Source organism: Bacteroides sp. AM54-2NS, assembly GCF_003602935.1.
Taxonomy (GTDB): Bacteria; Bacteroidota; Bacteroidia; order Bacteroidales; family Bacteroidaceae; genus Bacteroides; species Bacteroides xylanisolvens.
On the sequence record NZ_QTMZ01000042.1, the window covers coordinates 32791 to 52147 of the forward strand.

Consider the following 19357-nt stretch of genomic DNA (forward strand, 5'->3'; position numbering starts at 1 on the left):
ATGAAACATTGGCTTTTATTTATTCTTGTGATTTCATGGTTTTGCTTTCAGCTTTCCGGTCAACAAACGAACCGTCCTGACTGGGTGAAACAGCATCCTGTTAGTGGTTTAAGTTACATCGGAATAGGAATGGCTGAAATATCGGAAGGAGATTATCAGCAAAAGGCAAAGCAAAACGCTTTGTCTGACCTTGTATCTGAAATTCAAGTGGTGATTGCCGCCAATTCTTTGTTGAATACGTTGGAGGACGATGGTAATGTGAAACAAATCTTCGCAGAAAGTATTCGTACAGAAGCCCGGGCGGAAATAGAGAACTTTCGTCTGGTGGATTCCTGGCGAAGTGACAATGAGTATTGGGTTTATTATGAACTGAATAAGGATGATTATGCGGCCTTGGTGGAAGCACGTCGTCAGAAGGCAATCCGTAACGGCTTCGATTTTTGGTATAAGGGACACATTACTTTACAACAGGGAGATTTAATGACTGCCATTGAATTATTCTCAAATGGAATGGAGGCTATACGCCCGGTGCTTAATCAGGAGTTGTTCTGTTCTTACGAAGGAAAGACAATTAATTTGGCGACTGAACTATATGCGGCTTTGGCTGGAGTATTTGATGGAATAACGATTGTTCTGAATCCGGCAACCGTTTCAGTCACGCCGTTTCAAGGTATAAGGGAGCCTATTGCTATAGGTGTTTACCGTAATGGAAATCCGTTAAGGAATATCCGGTTGAAAGCCGAGTTTGTTTCCGGGTCGGGAGATTTGTCTTCCATGTCTCCCACCGACAAATCGGGAGTTGCCGCTCTTTATGTGCGCAATATTACTTCTAAACAGGCACAGCAAGAAATTGGAATTTCATTAATTGATGATGTGTTCAGTTTGTTCCGGAAGGGAAGTTATGCAGCTTTATTCAAACAAATGCTTTCTTCTCTTCCCGGAGCAACGTTGACTGTCAACACCGCGCAGACACAGACTTCTGCTTATGTTAGAAGTGCGCAGAGCGATATAGAGGCGGTGGAACGAACTGTGAAGAGTTTGCTGAACAATCATTTTTTTAACGTAGTTGCATCTCCTTCTGAAGCCGACATTATCGTTACATTGGACAATAAGTGTCGTAAAGGCAATACCGTTCCGGGTGAACTGTACAACTTCATCGAATTCTTTTCTACGTTGGGGATTAAAATAGAAAATAACCGGACGGGGCAAACCATGTTGAATTATTCTATTAATGATGAACGGACATTAGTACCTGAAAATAAGTCCGCTTCTCAAGGCAAGAATATGGCGGCGCGTGAATTGATAAAACGGCTGAACCGGGAGTTTGCACGTGAATTGAAGAAAATAACATTCGACAGAACCGGAAAGATTTCGGAAAGACAGAAGATGTTGCCGGATGTTCCTGTTCTGGTAGTCGGTCCTTCCGTACCGGAAAAAGGAGCTGATCCGGTTATATCTGTCCCTGTTGTGGTGCCGGAAGTTATTCCTGCTCCTTTGGCTCCGGTTAAGTCCGCCAAACCAGAGAATCAAAAGGCAATCGGGTTGAATGGTTGGATGGTGTCTTTGTTGAATTTGACAAACTTGCAACTTTGGGAGACAAATCGAGGATACATCTTAAGATTGTGAATACAAATGTTGACGATTGCGAAGTGGACTTATATAATGGAAATCTGACGGTTATAAACGAAAAAGGTGAAGAATCTCCGATTGTCAGTCTCAAACTGGGTTCTAAGTTCAATGACCGCAGAGTCACTGCGCTCATTGTGCCTGATCTGCCTACGGAGATGGTTATTGAGGTAAGTAAGTTGCAATCTGTGGCACTGCTGCAATTGAAGGATTTCAAAAATAATATAGTGAAGTTGAGAGGCTTGAAATGAATCATATATTAACATTAAAAAAGACTTGAAATGAAAAGAATTAATTTATTGGGAACAGCATTGCTAACCATTGTTGTTATGACAAGTTGCGGTAGTTCAAAACCTGTAACACAAACAGTGCAGCAACCGGCAGTGCAACAGGACGTAGAAATTAATGTTCCTTGTTCGGGACCGGAATTTCAAACGAACAAAGAGTATTTTAGAGCTAGTTCGATGGGACTTTCTACGGATATGTCTATTGCAAAGAAAAAAGCGATGACGGAGGCCCGGGCTGAAATTGCTACTGCTATCAATGCAAAAGTGAAATCGGTAACTGATAGTTATGTTTCCTCTTATCAGCAAGGTGAAAATGATGAAAGCAAAAGTCGTTATCAATCATTGACCCGTACGGTAGTGGAACAGGAATTGAGCGGTACGCGTGTAATTTGTGAAAAAACCATGAAGACTCCTGATGGTAAATACAAAGTATATGTCTCTCTTGAACTGGCAGGAGAGGAAATCATGAATGCTATGGCAAATCGTATTAAGAATGATGACAAATTGCGCATTGACTTTGAATATGAAAAGTTCAAAAAAGTATTTGAAGAAGAAATGAGTAAAAACGCCCAATAAGCAGCTTGTTTAAAACATTGCGGATAGTAATGATCTCTTTAATAACTACCCAACTATTTGAAGATTGAATGATGAAACTTAATTTGTCGGATATAAGATATAATTGGGTAGTTATTTTTATTATCCAGTTGCTTTTGTCTCCCGGTATTGATGTGTTTTCACAGGCAATGCCTGTTGATACAGTTTATAACCAATCTTATGACTGGAGACCGGGACAGCGGGAGACTTTGCCGGAATGGGTGTTTGCTTCTCAACGGAAAGGCCGGGTAGTTGGTATATCTGATCCTCGTATGAAATCCGAAGCAGCAAGGATGCTTGCTTTGCAAAGAGCGGCTTATCTGTATTCATTGCAGCAAGGGGTACAATTGAGACTTCTCTCGGATGTTTTTTCCACCATGGAGACTGCCAGTAATACATACGAAGACCAAAGAAACAAAATGCTTGTACTGGGAGTGATCGAACATCCCGTTCAACATGTTTCCTACCGGATTGAGCATGAATATACTTCTATATTTGGAGAGAAATTTCTGGAGGTATCTTTTACTCCATCGAATGATAGTTGCGATTTTTCTTATCATTCCGTTAGTGAGTTGATGCTTTTGTTTACGAAAGAAAGGGTTGAGGAAGAAGAGGTGAAATTCAATTTATTGTTGGAATCGGATAGTTGTAGGGAGCAATCAGACCAGTCATGGTTTCAGCTTAAGGGAACACAGTCATCTCCTCAAATAATTTCATATTTGAACGGAGTTGAAATTTGTTCTTCACAAGAAGGCTGTTGGTATGAAGATGCCGGTTCCGGAGGTCAGGACGGATTGGAGAAGATGGATATGAGGAATGCCTTTTGGAATGCCTATATGTCTTCTTTAGTGAAGGCGCTGTTGTTATATCCGTTTTCTGATGTAAATGTCAAGCAGGTGGACGATCGTTTTAATGGTGGCACTGATTCCGGTTGTGGTTTGTATCGGGAGAAGGTTGTCGCCGTCTTGTCCATTTTCCCCTTTATCAAAGATATACGGAATAATAAGCTGTGTGTAGATTGGCAGATAACAGAACAACAAAATATAATAAGGAAATGAGGAAAAATAGGATACGAATACTATCTATGGTAGTTTTTTCATTGTGTTTGCCGTTTAGTCTTTTTGCGCAAATAGATAAAGACATGAAGGAGTTTGACGATTTTGTGAAGCAGCAGCAAAAAGAGTTTGATGATTTTGTGAAGCAGCAGCAAAAAGAGTTTGATGATTTTGTGAGCGAACAGAATAAGGAATTTGCCGAATTCCTGAAAGAAACCTGGAAAGAGTATGATTTGCAGAAGCCGGTGGTACGTCCTCAAAGACCAGAGCCTGTAAAACCGGTCAGCTTTGACCATAAGAAGCCGGCAACAAAACCGCAAGAGGTTAAAGTAGGGGAGGTGACCCGACTCCCCATTCCGACAGTGACTCCAAGTGCGACATTTTCTCCTTCAAAAGGGAAAACACCGGTTCCGGTTATACCGGGAGGTAAAGATGTGGCTGTAGAACCGGAAAAGGATTCTGCGGTGCTCCCTGAAATAAAACCGGAAGTGAAGCCTGAAGAAACCGTTCCGGCCAAACGCTCACTTTCCGGTGTAGAGTTTTCGTTCTACAGTAAAGATTGTGTTGTCAATGCTTCATTGAAGAACCGGCTCACTTTAAAAGGGATTGCAGAGAAAGATATTTCTGCCGGATGGGAGACGTTATCGCGTAGCAACTATCAGCCTTTGATAGACGACTGTCTGGCTTTTAAAAAGGATAATGCCCTGAATGACTATGGCTATCTGCTGTTAACGAGGAAAGTTGCTACTGAACTATGTGGAAGTACTCATTCCGATGAAATAGCTCTTATGCAAATGTTTCTCCTTTCTCAATCGGGATATAGGGTTAAGGTGGCGCGTATGGATAACCGCCTTACTTTATTCTATGCTTCGAGTAACATGATTTATGCTACCTGTTTTATTACTTTGAATGGAGTAAACTATTACAGGTTTGATACTACCCCGGATAAAACTAATTCTATTTACACTTACAACCGTGATTTCGCCAATGCGAAGAACCCGGTAAATATGAATATCACTACTCCTCAATCCTTTTCAGGAACTTACGTGGAGAAAACATTGCAAGCGAAAGCTTATCCATCCGTCAAAGTCTGTTCGAAAGTAAATTCGGGACTTATTTCCTTCTATAAGGATTATCCGCAATGTGACTTTTCTGTCTATGTGGGAGCTCCTGTCAGTCAGGAAGTACAACAGACGGTGCTTCCATCATTGCAAGCTGCCATACAAGGGAAAAAACAATCGGAAGCTGCTAATATACTGATTAATTTCGTGCAGACAGCTTTTGATTATAAGACAGATGGTGACCAGTTTGGTTATGAGAAGCCTTTCTTTGTGGATGAGCTGTTCTACTATCCTTATTCCGATTGCGAAGACCGTGCTGTGTTATACTCTTATTTGGTACGTACTCTTATGGGGCTTGATGTTGTATTGTTGGAATATCCCAATCACATGGCAACAGCGGTCTGTTTTGATGAAAACATTGACGGAGATTATATAACTGTAAGCGGAAAGAAGTACATTATTTGTGATCCTACTTATATTGGAGCTTCTATCGGGCTTGCCATGTCGCAATTTAAGAATGTGGCAGCCAAGGTGTTGAAATATTAATTTTATTATATTATGAAGAATATTAAAAAGTATTTGTGTGCCATTGTAATGATGGTTATTTCGATGACTGCATTTGCGCAGGAAGATGTTTTTAGCGGTGACTGGCTAGGAGCAAATAAAGAAGGCGATTTAAAGGTTGCGTTCACATTGAATTGTGATGGTAATTGGCAATTGAATCCTTATAATGAGAATGCCAGATGCAATGGATTTATGGAAGTGAATATGCTGGAACCCGGTGGAAGGGAATCTTTGATGGCAACTTATGAGTTTTACGTCGAGAGTATGAACGGGAATGAACTGACTCTTTCTTTTGTAGGCGGACGTCCGGAGGTTGATGCCGGGATTTCCGGTCAATGCAAAGTCGTTTATAAAGATGATAAGTTGTCGTTTTCCGGACTTGATAAAGGCGGAAAAGATGCTGCCTTTAATGGATTGACACTTGTAAAAAGCGGTAGTGGAGCTGATGCAATAGCTGATGCTGCGGCGGATGACGGAGTTCCTTTGGGAGTAAAGATATTGGCTGTTCTCCAACTGATTTTGTATATTGCCGTTGTTTTATTTATTGTGGGGCATATGTTTTTTGTATGGTATAAGGGCGCACGTTATAAAGAGGTTTTTACGGTAGAAGGAATGTTGAATAAACGCCTTGCAGCCGGAATGCCGGAGAAAATGACGGATGAAGAGATAACGGAGGCGTGGAAGCTGATGGATGAGGCATTTGCTACTTGGACGGTGATTGAAAAAACAGATGATGATGAATTCAGAAAGCCGACAAAGATGAAGCAAATTAAGAAATCTGTTCTTTTGATTGATCAGGTTATCGGTATGTGTCCTACTGATGCTGATGTCATAGAACGCTTAAACTCATTGACTGATGTGATTAATAGTGGTGAAGAACGTCATTTTGATGGTTCCAAGAAATTAATCTGGTTAGGTGTCATTGTGGGTATCTTGATGTATTGGATGATGGGAGTCGGTATGATGTTTTCTACTTTAATAGCTACCGGTTTGTATGTGGTAGCGAGCAGGACGCCTCAATTCTTAATTGATAAGCGGGCACTTCGTGGCGGTGGAAATATTCATAATGGTATTTTTGCCGGAGTGTTCGGGTTATTGGCAGGAGCGCAGACAGTGCGGACAATATACAAGTTTAATGATGGTCATAAAGAATATTCTGATGATCATTCACAACATTGGATTGCTTTGGCAATCGGACTTGTCATTTTGTTTGTATTGGCAATGATGATGGCGTTCTGGGCACTTCTGAACTATTTACGTAATTATGTTCTGTACTTTTGATGGATAAAACTAACATGGTTGTTAATAATGGATCGGCAGCATAATTAGGCTATTTATGTTTTGAAGTAGAATTTAGAGTAGTAGGTGTACAGGGGATCGATGAAAATTCGATGACCTGTGCATCTTTTTTTAATTAGTGATACTACAAAATATGATTAAGAACTTGCTAATTCCAATATAAATTTTAATATTTACATTATAACAATAGTGTCAATTGAAAACAAAAGATGAAATAATCGCTATTCTCCGGAATTTTAAGGAAGAATTTGGGGAGAGATATGGAATTGAAAAGTTGGGACTTTTTGGTTCTGTGGCTCGTGGTGAGCAGAAAGAGGATAGTGATATTGATATTTGTGTAAAGCTTCAAGATCCGGATTATTTTACTCGAATGGAAATAAAAGAGTCATTAGAAGAGCGTTTTAATGCAAAAGTGGATGTCGTGTCTTTAACCGCAATTATGCGTAGTTTATTTCGCAATCATATAGAGAAAGATGTAATCTATATCTAATGCTGACATATTGGATATGCTTTTTTTTGTAGAAGAACGTATTAATACAACTATAGAAAGATGTGGTAGTGTCATTTCTGTAAATGATTTCTTAGCTTCTCCTGATAAGATGGATATTTTTGATGCGACTTGTATGCGTTTGCAAACCATAGGTGAGACTGTTAAGAATATAGATAACCTGACTAATCATGAATTATTGATAAATTATGCCGGTACTCCATGGAGGAGCATCATTGGACTGCGCAATATTATTTCTCATGAATATTTATCTATTGACCCCGAAGAAATTTTTAAAATAGTAAAAGTGCATCTACCTGGATTGCTTCTTGCAATTCAGCAGATCAGGAATGATATTGCTGCTAGTATATGAGACCTTTGTAGCTTTTCTATTTTTTATTATGCAAACGGTAGTCTTTAGGTGCCACTCCCATCCGCTTTGTACACTCCTTATAGAAATGTGATCTATTCATAAACCCACTTTGATACATGATTTCTTTAATGAAATTTTTGGGTGGGGATAAAATATCTCGTAGAAAATTCCTGGCGACTCCCGATCATAGTTATTTCCCGATTTGTATAGAGGAGATGAAGCTTGGCATCCATGTGTATGTGGAAAAGCCGCCTGTCAGAACTTCCTTTTTCTGTTTATTATTGACCTTAAACTCTCAAAACTTGCAAAATAGTTTCAATCGTTTCACAGAACCTTTCATGCCTTTGTTTTTGTTCTAAAAGTATGATTCGATTTGTTTTCTAACTTCTATATTTGTTATCAGAAACGAACGACAATGAAACATGGTATCTATATATTGACTATTCTTATGGCTTTATTAAGCCTTCCAGAAAGTGGGTATGCTTCGATTCCATTTTTCGCTGTTGCGAATGATACAATCCGGCGGGCAGTGATATATTTTGATGCGAATGAAGCGAAAGTGGATCTTAGTTATAAGAATAATAATCAGGTAATTATAATTTTAGATTCTTTGCTTCTCGGAAATTTAAATACGAAATATATAACAGCGCTGAATGTGGAAACTTTTGTTTCTCCTGATGGTGATGAATCTTATAATAGAAGTTTGGCTGCTCGGAGAAATGATTCGATAAAGGAATTCTTACAACGGTATAATTCGGATGTTAGTGTTGATAAGATTCATTTTTTTTCAGGGGGAGAGGATTGGTCGGAGTTTCGTAAGTTGGTGGCATCCGACTCTAACTTACCAGATCGGGAAGAAGTGCTGATATTGATTGATTATCATAAGAATGATGTCAATAAACGGAAGCAACTGTTGCGAAAATTGAATCGGGGAATTGCTTACCGATACATTGTTCACAATATCTTTCCAGAACTGCGGAGATCGGTTATTACGATTGTCGGAGAAACTTCGAAATTAGGTAAAGAGGCTTTTGAACCGGTATCTTCTGTCTCCGGGTTGTTTGTTTCAAAGCAGGAAGAGGCGCTTCCGAAAGATCAACCTGATAAGCCTGTGGGAGAAAGTGAAAAAAAACAGGCCTGTGAGGTCGATATATCGGAGGCAGAAGGGCCGGTGAAAAGCCAAACTGTACTTGCAGTGAAGAATAATCTGTTATATGATTTGGCATTGGCGCCAAATATAGAAGTGGAAATTCCGATAGGCAAGAGGTGGTCTTTGAATACTGAATATAAATGTCCGTGGTGGCTGAATAGCAAACATGATTTCTGCTATCAGCTCCTTTCGGGAGGGATGGAAGGACGTTGTTGGCTGGGAAACCGTCAGAAGCGTGACCGATTGACCGGACATTTTATCGGACTTTATGCTGAAGGCGGGATATATGACTTCCAGCTGCGTGGAGATGGCTATCAAGGTAAGTATTACGGAGCTGCGGGAGTGACTTATGGATATGCACGGCAGTTGGCACGGCATTTTTCCCTTGAATTCAGTCTTGGCATAGGGTATTTGACAACAGAATATAAAAAATATACTCCTTATGAGGGAGATATTGTATGGACAAATAGTGGACGTTATAACTTTATTGGTCCTACCAAGGCGAAAGTTTCTTTGGTATGGTTGATAACAACAAAGAGATAGGAGGGCGTAATGCGAAATACAAGATACAGGTTTCTTGTGCTTTTGTCCTCGCTGCTGATGCTAACTGGATGTAGCCGTCGCGATATATTGGATGATTATCCGTAAGTGGGGTAGATATAAAGCTGGATTGGGATGGAGTGACAGATCAACTGCCGGAGGGAGTTCGGGTGATTTTTTATCCGAGGAACGGAGATGGCAGGAAAGTAGATAAATACCTTTCGGTGCGAGGCGGAGAAATGAAAGTTCCTCCGGGATGGTATTCGGTAGTAACTATGGGTTATAACTTTAACTCGGATCGTATACGAATTAGAGGAGAAGAGTCCTATGAATCTATAGAAGCTTATACAGAATATTGCAATGATTTGGGGATTGCAGGAATGGAAAAGATGGTTTGGTCACCCGATTCGTTGTATGTATTGAATATAGATGAGCTGAAAATAGAGAAGAGTGAAGAAGTGCTTCATTTAGACTGGAAGATGGAATCTGTGGTGAAGAAATATTCTTTTGCAGTAGAGGCTAAAGGTTTGGAGTATGTTGCAACAGTGGTAGGGAGCATTGATGGATTATCCGATTGTTACTGTATAGGCAAAGGTCGTGGAGTGTGTAGCTCACAACCTATCTACTTTGAGGTAAAGAAGGGAGACAATAAGGTAACGGCATCTTTCACCGCTTTCAAACAAGTAAAGGAAATGACAATGCCGACGCGAATGTCAATATCAGAGAGGGAAACTTCTAGTGAGAAAGATGCTATAATATTAATATTGAAATTTATCAAAACAGATAATACAGTTCAGGAAGCAACAATTGATGTTACTGAAATAATAGGTACACTTGAAAATGCTGGAACAGGGGAAGATGGAAAACCAACCCCACCACCGGAGATTGAGTTACCGCCTGATGATAAGATTGAAGTTGATAAGCCGGAAACACCACCGAATCCTGATGGAGGTGGAGGAATGGGTGGCAATGTTGATGGATGGGGACCCGAAGATAATGTTGAGTTACCCGTGAAATGAAATAGATGCTATAAACAAAATATAACAATATTATAAACTTAAAAAAATACAGTTATGAAGAAGATTTTATTGGCAGTAACAGCTGCTTTGGCAATTACGGGTTGCTCACAGAATGAAGAGTTTGAAGCCCCTTCACAGAAGGCCGAAATTAATTTTAATACGGCGGTAACTAGAGCTACTGAACTGGATACAGGCGGTTTAGAGAGTTCTGGCTTTCAGGTTTATGCGTATAATACGAAGGCAGAGGAGATGAGTGCTGCGGTGACTCTTTCGACACCATGGATAAATGGTTCTGCTACTTATTCGGATTTTAAATGGACGGTATCTGGAGGTCCATATTATTGGCCTCTTGCAGAAAAACTGCAATTTTTTGCATACTCTCCAAAAGACGGAGTTACATATACAGCTCCGAATGGTACTACTGATAAAGGATATCCTAAGTTTACTTATACAGTGGGAAATACAGCTGCCCTTCAAAAGGACTTAGTGATTGCATCTGTGGCAAATGCTCAAAAGAAGACAAATGAAGCAGCAACAGATGTTTCTTTAACTTTTAAACATGCATTGACTCAAGTAAATATCGAGGTGACAAAAGAGGCTGGTTATACCTATACTATATCTAAAGTGGAATTGACTGGAATTAAGGGAAGTGGAACATTTACATATGCAGGTGTTAACGCAGGGACTTGGACTGCAGGTACAGAGACAAGTGTCTCTTATGCATATGAACTTGGGGATTTTTCAGATGATAAGACAGCTGTAAAAGCAGGTAATGCGTTGATGTTAATACCGCAAGCTCTTACTGATGCAAAAATATCTATAGAATATACCGTAGAGAAAGATGGAAGTAAGATTGCTGAAAATAGTAAGGAAGTATCTTTGACAAGTACTGCTGCATGGGCGTTTGGAAAGAAAATACTATATAAACTAACATTGCCTATTGGTGCTCAAGAAGTTGGTATCACTGCAACTGTTACTAGTTGGGATGCTGAAGATCCTGTAACTCCAACTGTTGACTAACACAAGATTAAATCTATGGAACCGATGTAATTTGTATGTTACATCGGTTCTTCTTGTGTTTTGGAATTATGATAGAAAATATAACCTAGTTTCTCCAGAAAAAGACTGGGAATTTTAATTCTATATGTTACTTACATTTTTGTAGTGGATACCTTTTTTCTCTTACCTAACCTCTTTTTCACTTTTCTCTCTTTTTTTATGGCAATATGAAAGATTTCATATATTTTTGCTGGCAGCATAAACAAAAACAAACACAGTCAGCGTATGCCATCTATTTGTCAAGGAACCTGGGATTGTCAAATATGTCCAAAAGCGGTGAGTAATGCCATTACTCATGTGATTTATCGGCGTGGTTTTCATAAACCGGCTCAAAAGTGTGAAGAAAATCTTATCCTTTTTTTGATGAAGGGAGAAATACTGGTCAATAGTAAAGAATATGCGGGGACTATGCTTAAAGAAGGTGAATTTATTCTTCAGGCTATTGGTTCTATGTTTGAGATGCTTGCTATGACTGAATGTGAGTGCATTTATTATCGTTTTATTCAGCCCGAACTGTTTTGTGATTTCCGTTTCAATCATATCATGAAGGAAGTATCTCCTCCACTTATTTATACTCCATTAAAAATAATTCCAGAACTACAATATTTCCTCAATGGGTCTATTACTTATTTGAAAGGGGATAAAGTCTGTCGGGATTTGCTATCTCTGAAACGAAAAGAATTAGCGTTCGTGTTGGGATACTATTATTCCGATTATGATCTTTCGAGCTTGGTGCATCCACTCTCTAAATATGTAAACAGTTTCCAATATTTCATTATTCAAAACTATAAGAAAGTAAAGACAGTGGAAGAACTGGCACAATTGGGTGGATATACTCTTAGTACATTCCGTCGTATCTTCAATAACGTCTTTCATGAACCTGTTTATGAATGGATGCTGGCGAGACGTAAAGAGGGCATTTGGGACGACTTGAACAACTCTGAATGTAGCATTTCGGAGATATGCTATAAATATGGTTTTGAATCTTTACCCCATTTTTCTAATTTCTGCAAGAAATCTTTTGGTGCCTCTCCACGTAATTTACGTAGGCAAGACATTTCATAAATGCAACTATGTAAGATAATTGCGGTTCACCGGTTTCACCCAATTCTCTAAATGCCGATGAATAAGGTAACAGCGGGTGAAAGCAAGGGAGAAATTCAGGTGAAACTGAACCTTCTTGGTTTCACCTATTGAGTTTATTCATACCGACTGTTGGACATATAGCTCCAAGGTGTTGGATATATAGCTCCAAGATGCTGGATATATAGATGCAACAACTCAAGTATTAACACATGAGAACTAAGGTGTTAAGACTTGGCGGCCAAAGTATTACATCCGTACAGTTCACTCATTAATACCTGAAAGCGGATTTGCTATAAGCATATCCGGATTAGCTATAATGATAATTGTTTTAGCTCAAGGGATATTTTAATAAGACAGGTGAAAGCGGTAACGAATGATTTTACCTTATTTCAGTCCTCGCTTTCACCCGTAATTCTCTCATTCATACCAGTTTTGGCTATAAGGTGAAATCGGTGAAACTTATGAATTAAAAGTTCATGTTACTGATCCGTATTAATAATAATTGTGATCTACTCATATATAAAGAAATCCCCTGTCGAACTAGCCGGCAGGGGATTCTGTCATTAATCAAATTAAGCTCTCGCTATTGAAATCTAGCAATTTCTAGTCTTTTAATTTTGCGATGATGAAGTCGCGGTTCAAGCGAGCGATGTTGCTGATAGAAATATTCTTCGGACATTCAGCTTCACAAGCACGAGTGTTTGTACAGTTACCGAATCCCAGTTCATCCATCTTTGACAACATAGCTTTTGCACGACGCAAAGCTTCTGGTTTACCTTGCGGCAGCAAGTTCAACTGGCTGACTTTGGCAGAAACGAACAACATAGCAGAACCATTCTTACATGCAGCTACACAAGCACCGCAACCGATACAAGAAGCAGCATCCATAGCTTCGTCAGCGATAGGTTTCGCGATCAGGATAGCGTTAGCATCCTGCGGAGCACCTGTGCGTACGCTTACATAACCACCAGCTTGCATAATCTTGTCGTATGCAGTACGGTCTACCATCAAGTCTTTGATGACAGGGAAACCAGCCGAGCGCCAAGGTTCAACAGTGATGGTGTCACCGTCGTTGAAACGACGCATATAGATCTGGCAAGTAGTAGCACCTGTTGCAGGACCGTGCGGGTGTCCGTTGATGTAAAGAGAACACATACCGCAGATACCTTCGCGGCAGTCATGATCGAATACTACCGGTTCTTTTCTTTCGCTGATGAGCTGTTCGTTCAGAATATCCAGCATTTCGAGGAAGGAAGTATCACCGGGGATATCTTTCATTTGGTAGGTTTCAAAAGCACCTTTAGCTTTCGGACCAGCTTGGCGCCATACCTTCAGTGTAAATGATATATTTTTATCCATTTTCTTCTAATTCTTTTAAATGTTTAACTTCACCGATTAGCTCTTGTAGTTACGAGTCTGAACCTTGATAGCTTCGTATACCAGCGGTTCTTTGTGCAATACCGGAGCCTTTTCATCATCACCTTGATATTCCCAGCATGCTACATAGAAGAAGTTTTCGTCATCACGTTTTGCTTCTCCTTCTTCAGTCTGGTATTCTTCACGGAAGTGACCACCACAACTTTCGTTACGGTTCAATGCGTCGTAAGCAACAAGCTCACCCATAGTGATGAAGTCGTACAGACGGATTGCTTTGTCAAGCTCTACGTTCATACCTTCCTTAGAACCGGGGATAAACAAGTTCGTTTCGAATTCCTTGCGGATTTCTTTCAGTTCGGCGATACCTTTCTTCAGGCCTTCTGCCGTACGTCCCATACCTACATATTCCCACATGACATGACCCAGTTTCTTGTGGATAGAATCAACAGATTCTTTACCCTGGATGCTCATGAACTTGTCAATCTTAGCTTGAACTGCTTTTTCAGCTTCAGCAAATTCAGGAAGATCGGTAGAGAAACGAGGAACAGTGATCTGGTCTGCCAGATAGTTCTGGATAGTGTAAGGCAATACGAAGTAACCGTCAGCCAAACCTTGCATCAATGCAGAAGCACCGAGGCGGTTTGCACCATGGTCGGAGAAGTTACATTCACCGATAGCGAACAGACCCTTGATAGTGGTTTGCAGTTCGTAGTCTACCCAGATACCACCCATTGTATAGTGGATAGCCGGATAAATCATCATCGGGTTATAATATTTCACACCACTGATTTCTTTAGCCAGTTCGCCCGGATTAACGTCAGTGATTTCTTCGTACATATCGAAGAGGTTACCATAACGTTGAAGAACAACGTCGATACCCAAACGGTTGATAGCTTCGGAGAAGTCGAGGAATACGGCCAAACCTGTGTTGTTTACACCGAAACCAGCGTCGCAACGTTCTTTAGCGGCACGGCTGGCAACGTCACGCGGAACCAGGTTACCGAATGCCGGATAGCGGCGTTCCAAATAATAGTCGCGGTCTTCTTCCGGAATATCACTTCCTTTGATTTCGCCTTTCTGGAGTTTTACAGCATCTTCTTTCTTCTTCGGAACCCAGATACGACCGTCGTTACGGAGAGATTCAGACATCAAAGTCAGCTTAGACTGCTTGTCACCATGTACCGGAATACAAGTCGGGTGAATCTGAACGTATGCAGGATTTGCGAATACAGCACCCTTGCGGTAGCAAGAGATAGCAGCTGTACAGTTACAACCCATAGCGTTAGTAGACAGGAAGTAAGCGTTACCATAACCACCAGTAGCGATTACTACAGCGTGAGCGGCGAAACGTTCCAATTCGCCTGTTACAAGATTTTTTGCGATGATACCGCGGGCACGTCCGTCAACGATGACAACATCCTGCATTTCGTAGCGGGTATACAGTTTAACAGTACCTACGTTTACCTGACGGCTCAATGCAGAGTAAGCACCCAGCAGCAACTGCTGACCAGTCTGGCCTTTAGCGTAGAAAGTACGGGATACCTGTGCGCCACCGAAAGAACGGTTATCCAGTGTACCGCCATATTCGCGAGCGAAAGGAACACCTTGCGCTACACATTGGTCGATGATAGCGTTAGACACTTCAGCCAAACGATATACGTTTGCTTCACGGGCACGATAGTCGCCACCTTTTACAGTATCGTAGAACAGACGGTAAACGGAGTCACCATCATTTTGATAATTCTTTGCAGCATTGATACCACCCTGTGCAGCGATAGAGTGTGCACGACGGGGAGAATCCTGAATACAGAAATTGAATACTCTGAAACCCATTTCACCAAGTGAAGCAGCGGCAGAAGCACCTGCCAGACCCGTACCCACAACGATGATGTCCAAACGACGTTTATTAGCGGGGTTCACCAATTTCTGGTGAGCTTTATAGTTGGTCCATTTCTCAGCCACCGGGCCTTCTGGAATTTTTGAATCTATCTTGATCATAATATTATTTACAATTTAATCATTTACAATTTACTATTTAGCAAGCACCGCCACAAATCAGTGTTTTCACGAAGAATACCACTACTACCAGTGCGAAACCGAGTACAACAATCGTAGAATAGATGTTAGAAATACATTTCCAACGATTGATCCATACTTTGTTGTTCCATCCCAGTGATTGCATAGAGCTCCAGAAACCGTGAGTCAGGTGGAACCACAAAGCAAACAGCCAAACGAGGTAAAGAACTACGTAAACCGGGCTAGAGAAAGTCTGCTGGATGTGATAAGCACCGTTAGCGGCATAAGCCAGCGTCAGTGTATCAGCGTGCATGCCCATGTTGTGCATCAGTTCCGGCAACTGCATTTTTGCCCAGAAGTTGAAGAGGTGCAAACCAAGACCTACGATAACGATCAGACCCAGCACCAACATGTTTTGAGATGCCCATTCTACAGTTTTTGGTTTGTCAACCACTGCATAGCGTTCGCTACCACGCGCTTTGCGATTCTGCATTGTCAGCCAGAATGCGTAGATGATGTGAATCACAAAAAGAGCGGCTAGTCCTGCGGTAGCCACTAACGCATACCAGTTTGCTCCCAGGAACTCACAAATCATGTTGTAACCATCAGCCGAGATGATTGCAACCAAGTTCATCGCCATGTGAAATGTTAGAAACAGGACAAGGGCGATACCGGTAACGCTCATCACCACTTTCCTTCCTACAGATGAATTACTTAACCACATAAATGATTGAATTTAAATTATTTAATTGTTAGAACTAAAATTTCGACGTTTTACACCTCTTACGGACTGCAAAAATAGGGGAAATAGATTGATTGAGCAAGGAATTAAAGAAATAATTCTTTAATAATGGATCAATGCGCCAATGTGTCAATATGCCAGCCAGTATGTACGCATGGTGCAACTGATTGGCACATTAGTAGGATGAGGCTGTTTATTGTACTTTCCCGATTTTCTCACCGCCGGCTGCTTTTTTGCGTAGAGCGCGTGGGGTATCGCCAAAAGAGTCTTTACAGAAGTGTGCGAAATGAGACAGAGAGTCGAATCCGTATCTGTTACAGATTTCAGTGATTCGCATTTTGGTGTGCTGTAGGTCTTCCAGGATTCCTTCCCGTTTCTTTTCCAGTATCCATTCGTATACGGGCACACCATAGAGGTTTTTGAATAGTCGGCGGAAGTAGTGGTCGTATATCCTCCCAGATGCGCAAATTCTTCCACGTTCTTCACCTTGCTGTAATTCTGCATGACGAAATAGTGGAAACTTTCCGTATAAGTGCTGATCGGATAGAAGAATGAACCCAGTTGGGGCAGCGGATAGAAGTTAGTAATCAAGAAAACCAGTTCTTTGCATTTTAAGTCGATATACTTGCTGCAAGGGTTTTCCTCAGCGAGGAATTCGGGCATACTGGTGACAAGGTGGTAAAGCCTTTCACTCATAATCAGTGGAGTGTAGGTCAAAGGAGCTTCCGCCTGTTCCATCATTTCCTTATATCGGTCTTCGCAAAGCAAAGGCAGTTCGTTGAACCAGTAGACAACATATTCAACATCTGTCAGTGCCAGTATTTCGACCTTGGAGCCAATAGCTTGCAAAACAATTTGTTTCTCGCGTAACGTTATTCCGGGATGCTCTTCGCTATTGATAAGTAATTCGCCCTTTATCATAAAAAGCATACAATTCTGCGTACACTTATCCTTGGGGATATGCTCTCCTTTAGGTAAGTTTCTATATACAAGGATATTCTCAACATTTTTTGGACATCCCGTACAGTTGGTATATTGTATGCAAAATGAATCTCCTGGCATGAGTTTTATGCGTGATTTATTATCTTAACGGAACAAAGATAGGCTTTTTTTGCGGAAAATGGAACTCTTTCTTTTATTTATGTTTTAGTAGAAACCTGCAAATATTATTCTTATCCCTTTGGATGATGTTAGAGAATTCAATATTTATCTGTTGTAAATTTCTGAATAGAAAACTTTATGTTGATTTTTGGAAGTATTATAGTTGTTTTTGAACATCTGTTTGCTTTTGATATGCGTATTTTTGCGATCTAAATGTTTTAATTATCAATCATTATGCTAATGCTAAGAAAAATTGTATTCTTCCTTTTTGTGTTTGTTGGATTATCATTGTTTGCACAACAAGACTATATGGTCAGTTCTTATGTGCGGGGTAATTTTTACAACCGTGGTCGTATTTCTACAGAAAGCTTGCGGGCAAGTGACGACCTTATTTTCTTGAATGTTCATCCTAATAAAGACGGATCATTGTCATTTGAGAATCCACGTGCATTTCAGGGAAAAGGGGTGACCACTTGGGAAGGTTTGATTAAATCGGTTCGTGCAAAAGTAAAAGGTACAAAAGTGAAAATACGTTTGGGAGCTTCCAGTGGCGAATGGAAAGCGATGATAGCCGATGAGGCCGCTCGTACGACGTTTGCAAAGAACATAAAGACTGTACTGGAAAAGAATAAACTGGATGGCATTGATCTTGATTTTGAGTGGGCAGAAAATGAGAAAGAATATAAAGATTATAGTTTGGCTATCCTGAAGATGCGGGAAGTGTTGGGAAACAAGTATCTTTTCAGTGTATCTCTGCATCCTGTTTGTTATAAGATTAGTAAGGAAGCTATTGAAGCAGTTGATTTTATTTCACTTCAGTGCTATGGTCCTTCACCGGTTCGCTTTCCGATAGAGAAATATTGTTCGGATATACAGATGGTATTGGAGTATGGCATTCCGAAGGAAAAACTGGTGGCAGGAGTTCCTTTTTATGGGGCGACCAAAGATAATTCAAAGAAGACAGAGGCTTATTTCAATTTTGTACAGAATGGATTGGTTACGAGTCCTGCACAGAATGAAGTGATCTATCAGGGAGATACTTATGTGTTTGACGGTCAGGATAACATTCGTATCAAAACCCGTTATGCAAAGGAACAGAAGCTGAAAGGTATGATGAGTTGGGATTTAGCTACGGATTTGCCATTAAGTGACAGCAGGTCATTACTAAAAACAATGACTGAAGAATTGAGGGAATGACTTAGTTCGCACGACTGCTGCTTGTAGATTCTTTTTGTAGATGCTGTCTAACAGGCTCTTTTTAATAGGTTCCTCCCCTCCTTGATTATAAATCAGATTTATAAAGAATGTGTTAAAACGTTTTTCTTTAGAGAAATACCCTTGCCGCAATATCTTCATTTGCAGGAATTTGTTCAGGAAATATGCCTCTACCAACAAGCATATCTCTGACTGCGACATTATTGTCAACATGTTCATTTTCAATGGCAGTTTGTCCGTATAGGTCTTTTTGCTGAACATTCACAGAGGTCATTTCTGCGGCAAAGTCTTTGGCTTTTATGCTGATGGTCGGAAGAAAATCAGCCAATGGTCGGCTATCAGGTACGCCAAGTTTACGTTTTAGCATTTTGGTGTCCATGTGAAACAGTGCTTTATCTCCTTTGGAACGTATAATGGCGAATCCTTGATTGTCAACTCCTCTTTCATATAAAACACCCGAGAGAAGTTTCTCTGTCTCGGCTAGTTTGGTACGTGCTTGGACACGTTCATATTCTATTAAACGTTGCTCTACTAATTCTGCACGGCGCGTTTGTATTGCAAAGTAGTTTTGAGCAAAGGCAATTTCTTGCTTTCGAGAATCTCCATTTTGTGCTACCAGATAGCAGGCATAACGGGTCAGAAAGATGTTATCTACTTCTCTTTCAGCGCTGAACCTAATATAACCATTTGCTGACGTCAGCAAAAT

Annotated in this window: 14 protein-coding genes and 3 pseudogenes; 12 read left to right on the forward strand and 5 right to left on the reverse strand. The window is 40.5% G+C overall.

Translation table 11 applies throughout. The features are described 5' to 3' along the window. The 11 genes and pseudogenes from DXA05_RS20340 to DXA05_RS20400 all read left to right on the forward strand — a co-directional run bounded on the left by DXA05_RS20340 (position 1) and on the right by DXA05_RS20400 (position 12179). Positions 1-1877: pseudogene (locus DXA05_RS20340) on the forward strand (LPP20 family lipoprotein). Between the two features lie 30 nt (positions 1878-1907). Further along, on the forward strand, positions 1908-2489 hold the full coding sequence (locus DXA05_RS20345) for an LPP20 family lipoprotein (protein ID WP_004298500.1): 582 nt from the start codon (positions 1908-1910) through the stop codon (positions 2487-2489). Between the two features lie 68 nt (positions 2490-2557). Further along, positions 2558-3565 (forward strand): hypothetical protein, encoded by a 1008-nt coding sequence (locus DXA05_RS20350; protein ID WP_087317423.1) that lies wholly within the window; start codon positions 2558-2560, stop codon positions 3563-3565. Then, entirely contained in the window at positions 3562-5169 is a 1608-nt protein-coding gene (locus DXA05_RS20355; protein ID WP_087317438.1) for a hypothetical protein, read from the forward strand. Before DXA05_RS20350 ends, DXA05_RS20355 begins: the two co-directional genes overlap by 4 nt. Before the next feature lie 12 nt (positions 5170-5181). Further along, complete coding sequence (locus tag DXA05_RS20360) at positions 5182-6468, forward strand: hypothetical protein (RefSeq protein ID WP_087317421.1); 1287 nt, start codon at positions 5182-5184, stop codon at positions 6466-6468. Positions 6469-6682: 214 nt separating this feature from the next. After that, the gene (locus DXA05_RS20365) at positions 6683-6976 is read left to right on the forward strand and encodes a nucleotidyltransferase family protein (protein ID WP_055234474.1); all 294 of its coding nucleotides are present in this window, start codon (positions 6683-6685) and stop codon (positions 6974-6976) included. A 16-nt stretch (positions 6977-6992) separates the two neighbouring features. Then, complete coding sequence (locus DXA05_RS20370) at positions 6993-7346, forward strand: HepT-like ribonuclease domain-containing protein (RefSeq protein WP_128859569.1); 354 nt, start codon at positions 6993-6995, stop codon at positions 7344-7346. 415 nt (positions 7347-7761) lie between these two features. Continuing rightward, entirely contained in the window at positions 7762-9039 is a 1278-nt protein-coding gene (locus tag DXA05_RS20385; RefSeq protein WP_128859563.1) for a DUF3575 domain-containing protein, read from the forward strand. A 57-nt stretch (positions 9040-9096) separates the two neighbouring features. Beyond that, positions 9097-10055 (forward strand): annotated as a pseudogene (locus DXA05_RS20390) (DUF5119 domain-containing protein). Between the two features lie 54 nt (positions 10056-10109). Further along, positions 10110-11075, forward strand: coding sequence for a fimbrillin family protein (locus tag DXA05_RS20395; protein ID WP_118407087.1), 966 nt, complete (start codon positions 10110-10112; stop codon positions 11073-11075). Between the two features lie 264 nt (positions 11076-11339). Then, positions 11340-12179 (forward strand): AraC family transcriptional regulator, encoded by an 840-nt coding sequence (locus DXA05_RS20400; RefSeq protein ID WP_128859564.1) that lies wholly within the window; start codon positions 11340-11342, stop codon positions 12177-12179. A 624-nt stretch (positions 12180-12803) separates the two neighbouring features. Here the strand turns inward: DXA05_RS20400 and DXA05_RS20405 are convergent. From DXA05_RS20405 to DXA05_RS20420, 4 genes and pseudogenes are all read right to left on the reverse strand, one after another. Then, on the reverse strand, positions 12804-13559 hold the full coding sequence (locus tag DXA05_RS20405; protein WP_004298485.1) for a succinate dehydrogenase/fumarate reductase iron-sulfur subunit: 756 nt from the start codon (positions 13557-13559) through the stop codon (positions 12804-12806). A 36-nt stretch (positions 13560-13595) separates the two neighbouring features. Continuing rightward, on the reverse strand, positions 13596-15575 hold the full coding sequence (locus DXA05_RS20410; RefSeq protein WP_004298483.1) for a fumarate reductase/succinate dehydrogenase flavoprotein subunit: 1980 nt from the start codon (positions 15573-15575) through the stop codon (positions 13596-13598). Positions 15576-15612: 37 nt separating this feature from the next. After that, positions 15613-16317, reverse strand: coding sequence for a succinate dehydrogenase/fumarate reductase cytochrome b subunit (locus DXA05_RS20415; RefSeq protein ID WP_004298481.1), 705 nt, complete (start codon positions 16315-16317; stop codon positions 15613-15615). 211 nt (positions 16318-16528) lie between these two features. Then, positions 16529-17397 (reverse strand): annotated as a pseudogene (locus DXA05_RS20420) (helix-turn-helix transcriptional regulator). 273 nt (positions 17398-17670) lie between these two features. Here DXA05_RS20420 and DXA05_RS20430 point away from each other — a divergent pair. Continuing rightward, positions 17671-18633 (forward strand): glycoside hydrolase family 18 protein, encoded by a 963-nt coding sequence (locus DXA05_RS20430; RefSeq protein WP_120067776.1) that lies wholly within the window; start codon positions 17671-17673, stop codon positions 18631-18633. Between the two features lie 127 nt (positions 18634-18760). On the opposite strand, the gene DXA05_RS20435 is transcribed toward DXA05_RS20430, so the two are convergent. Then, the coding region (locus tag DXA05_RS20435; RefSeq protein ID WP_128859565.1) for a DNA replication protein DnaD at positions 18761-19357 on the reverse strand (597 nt) is incomplete at its 5' end.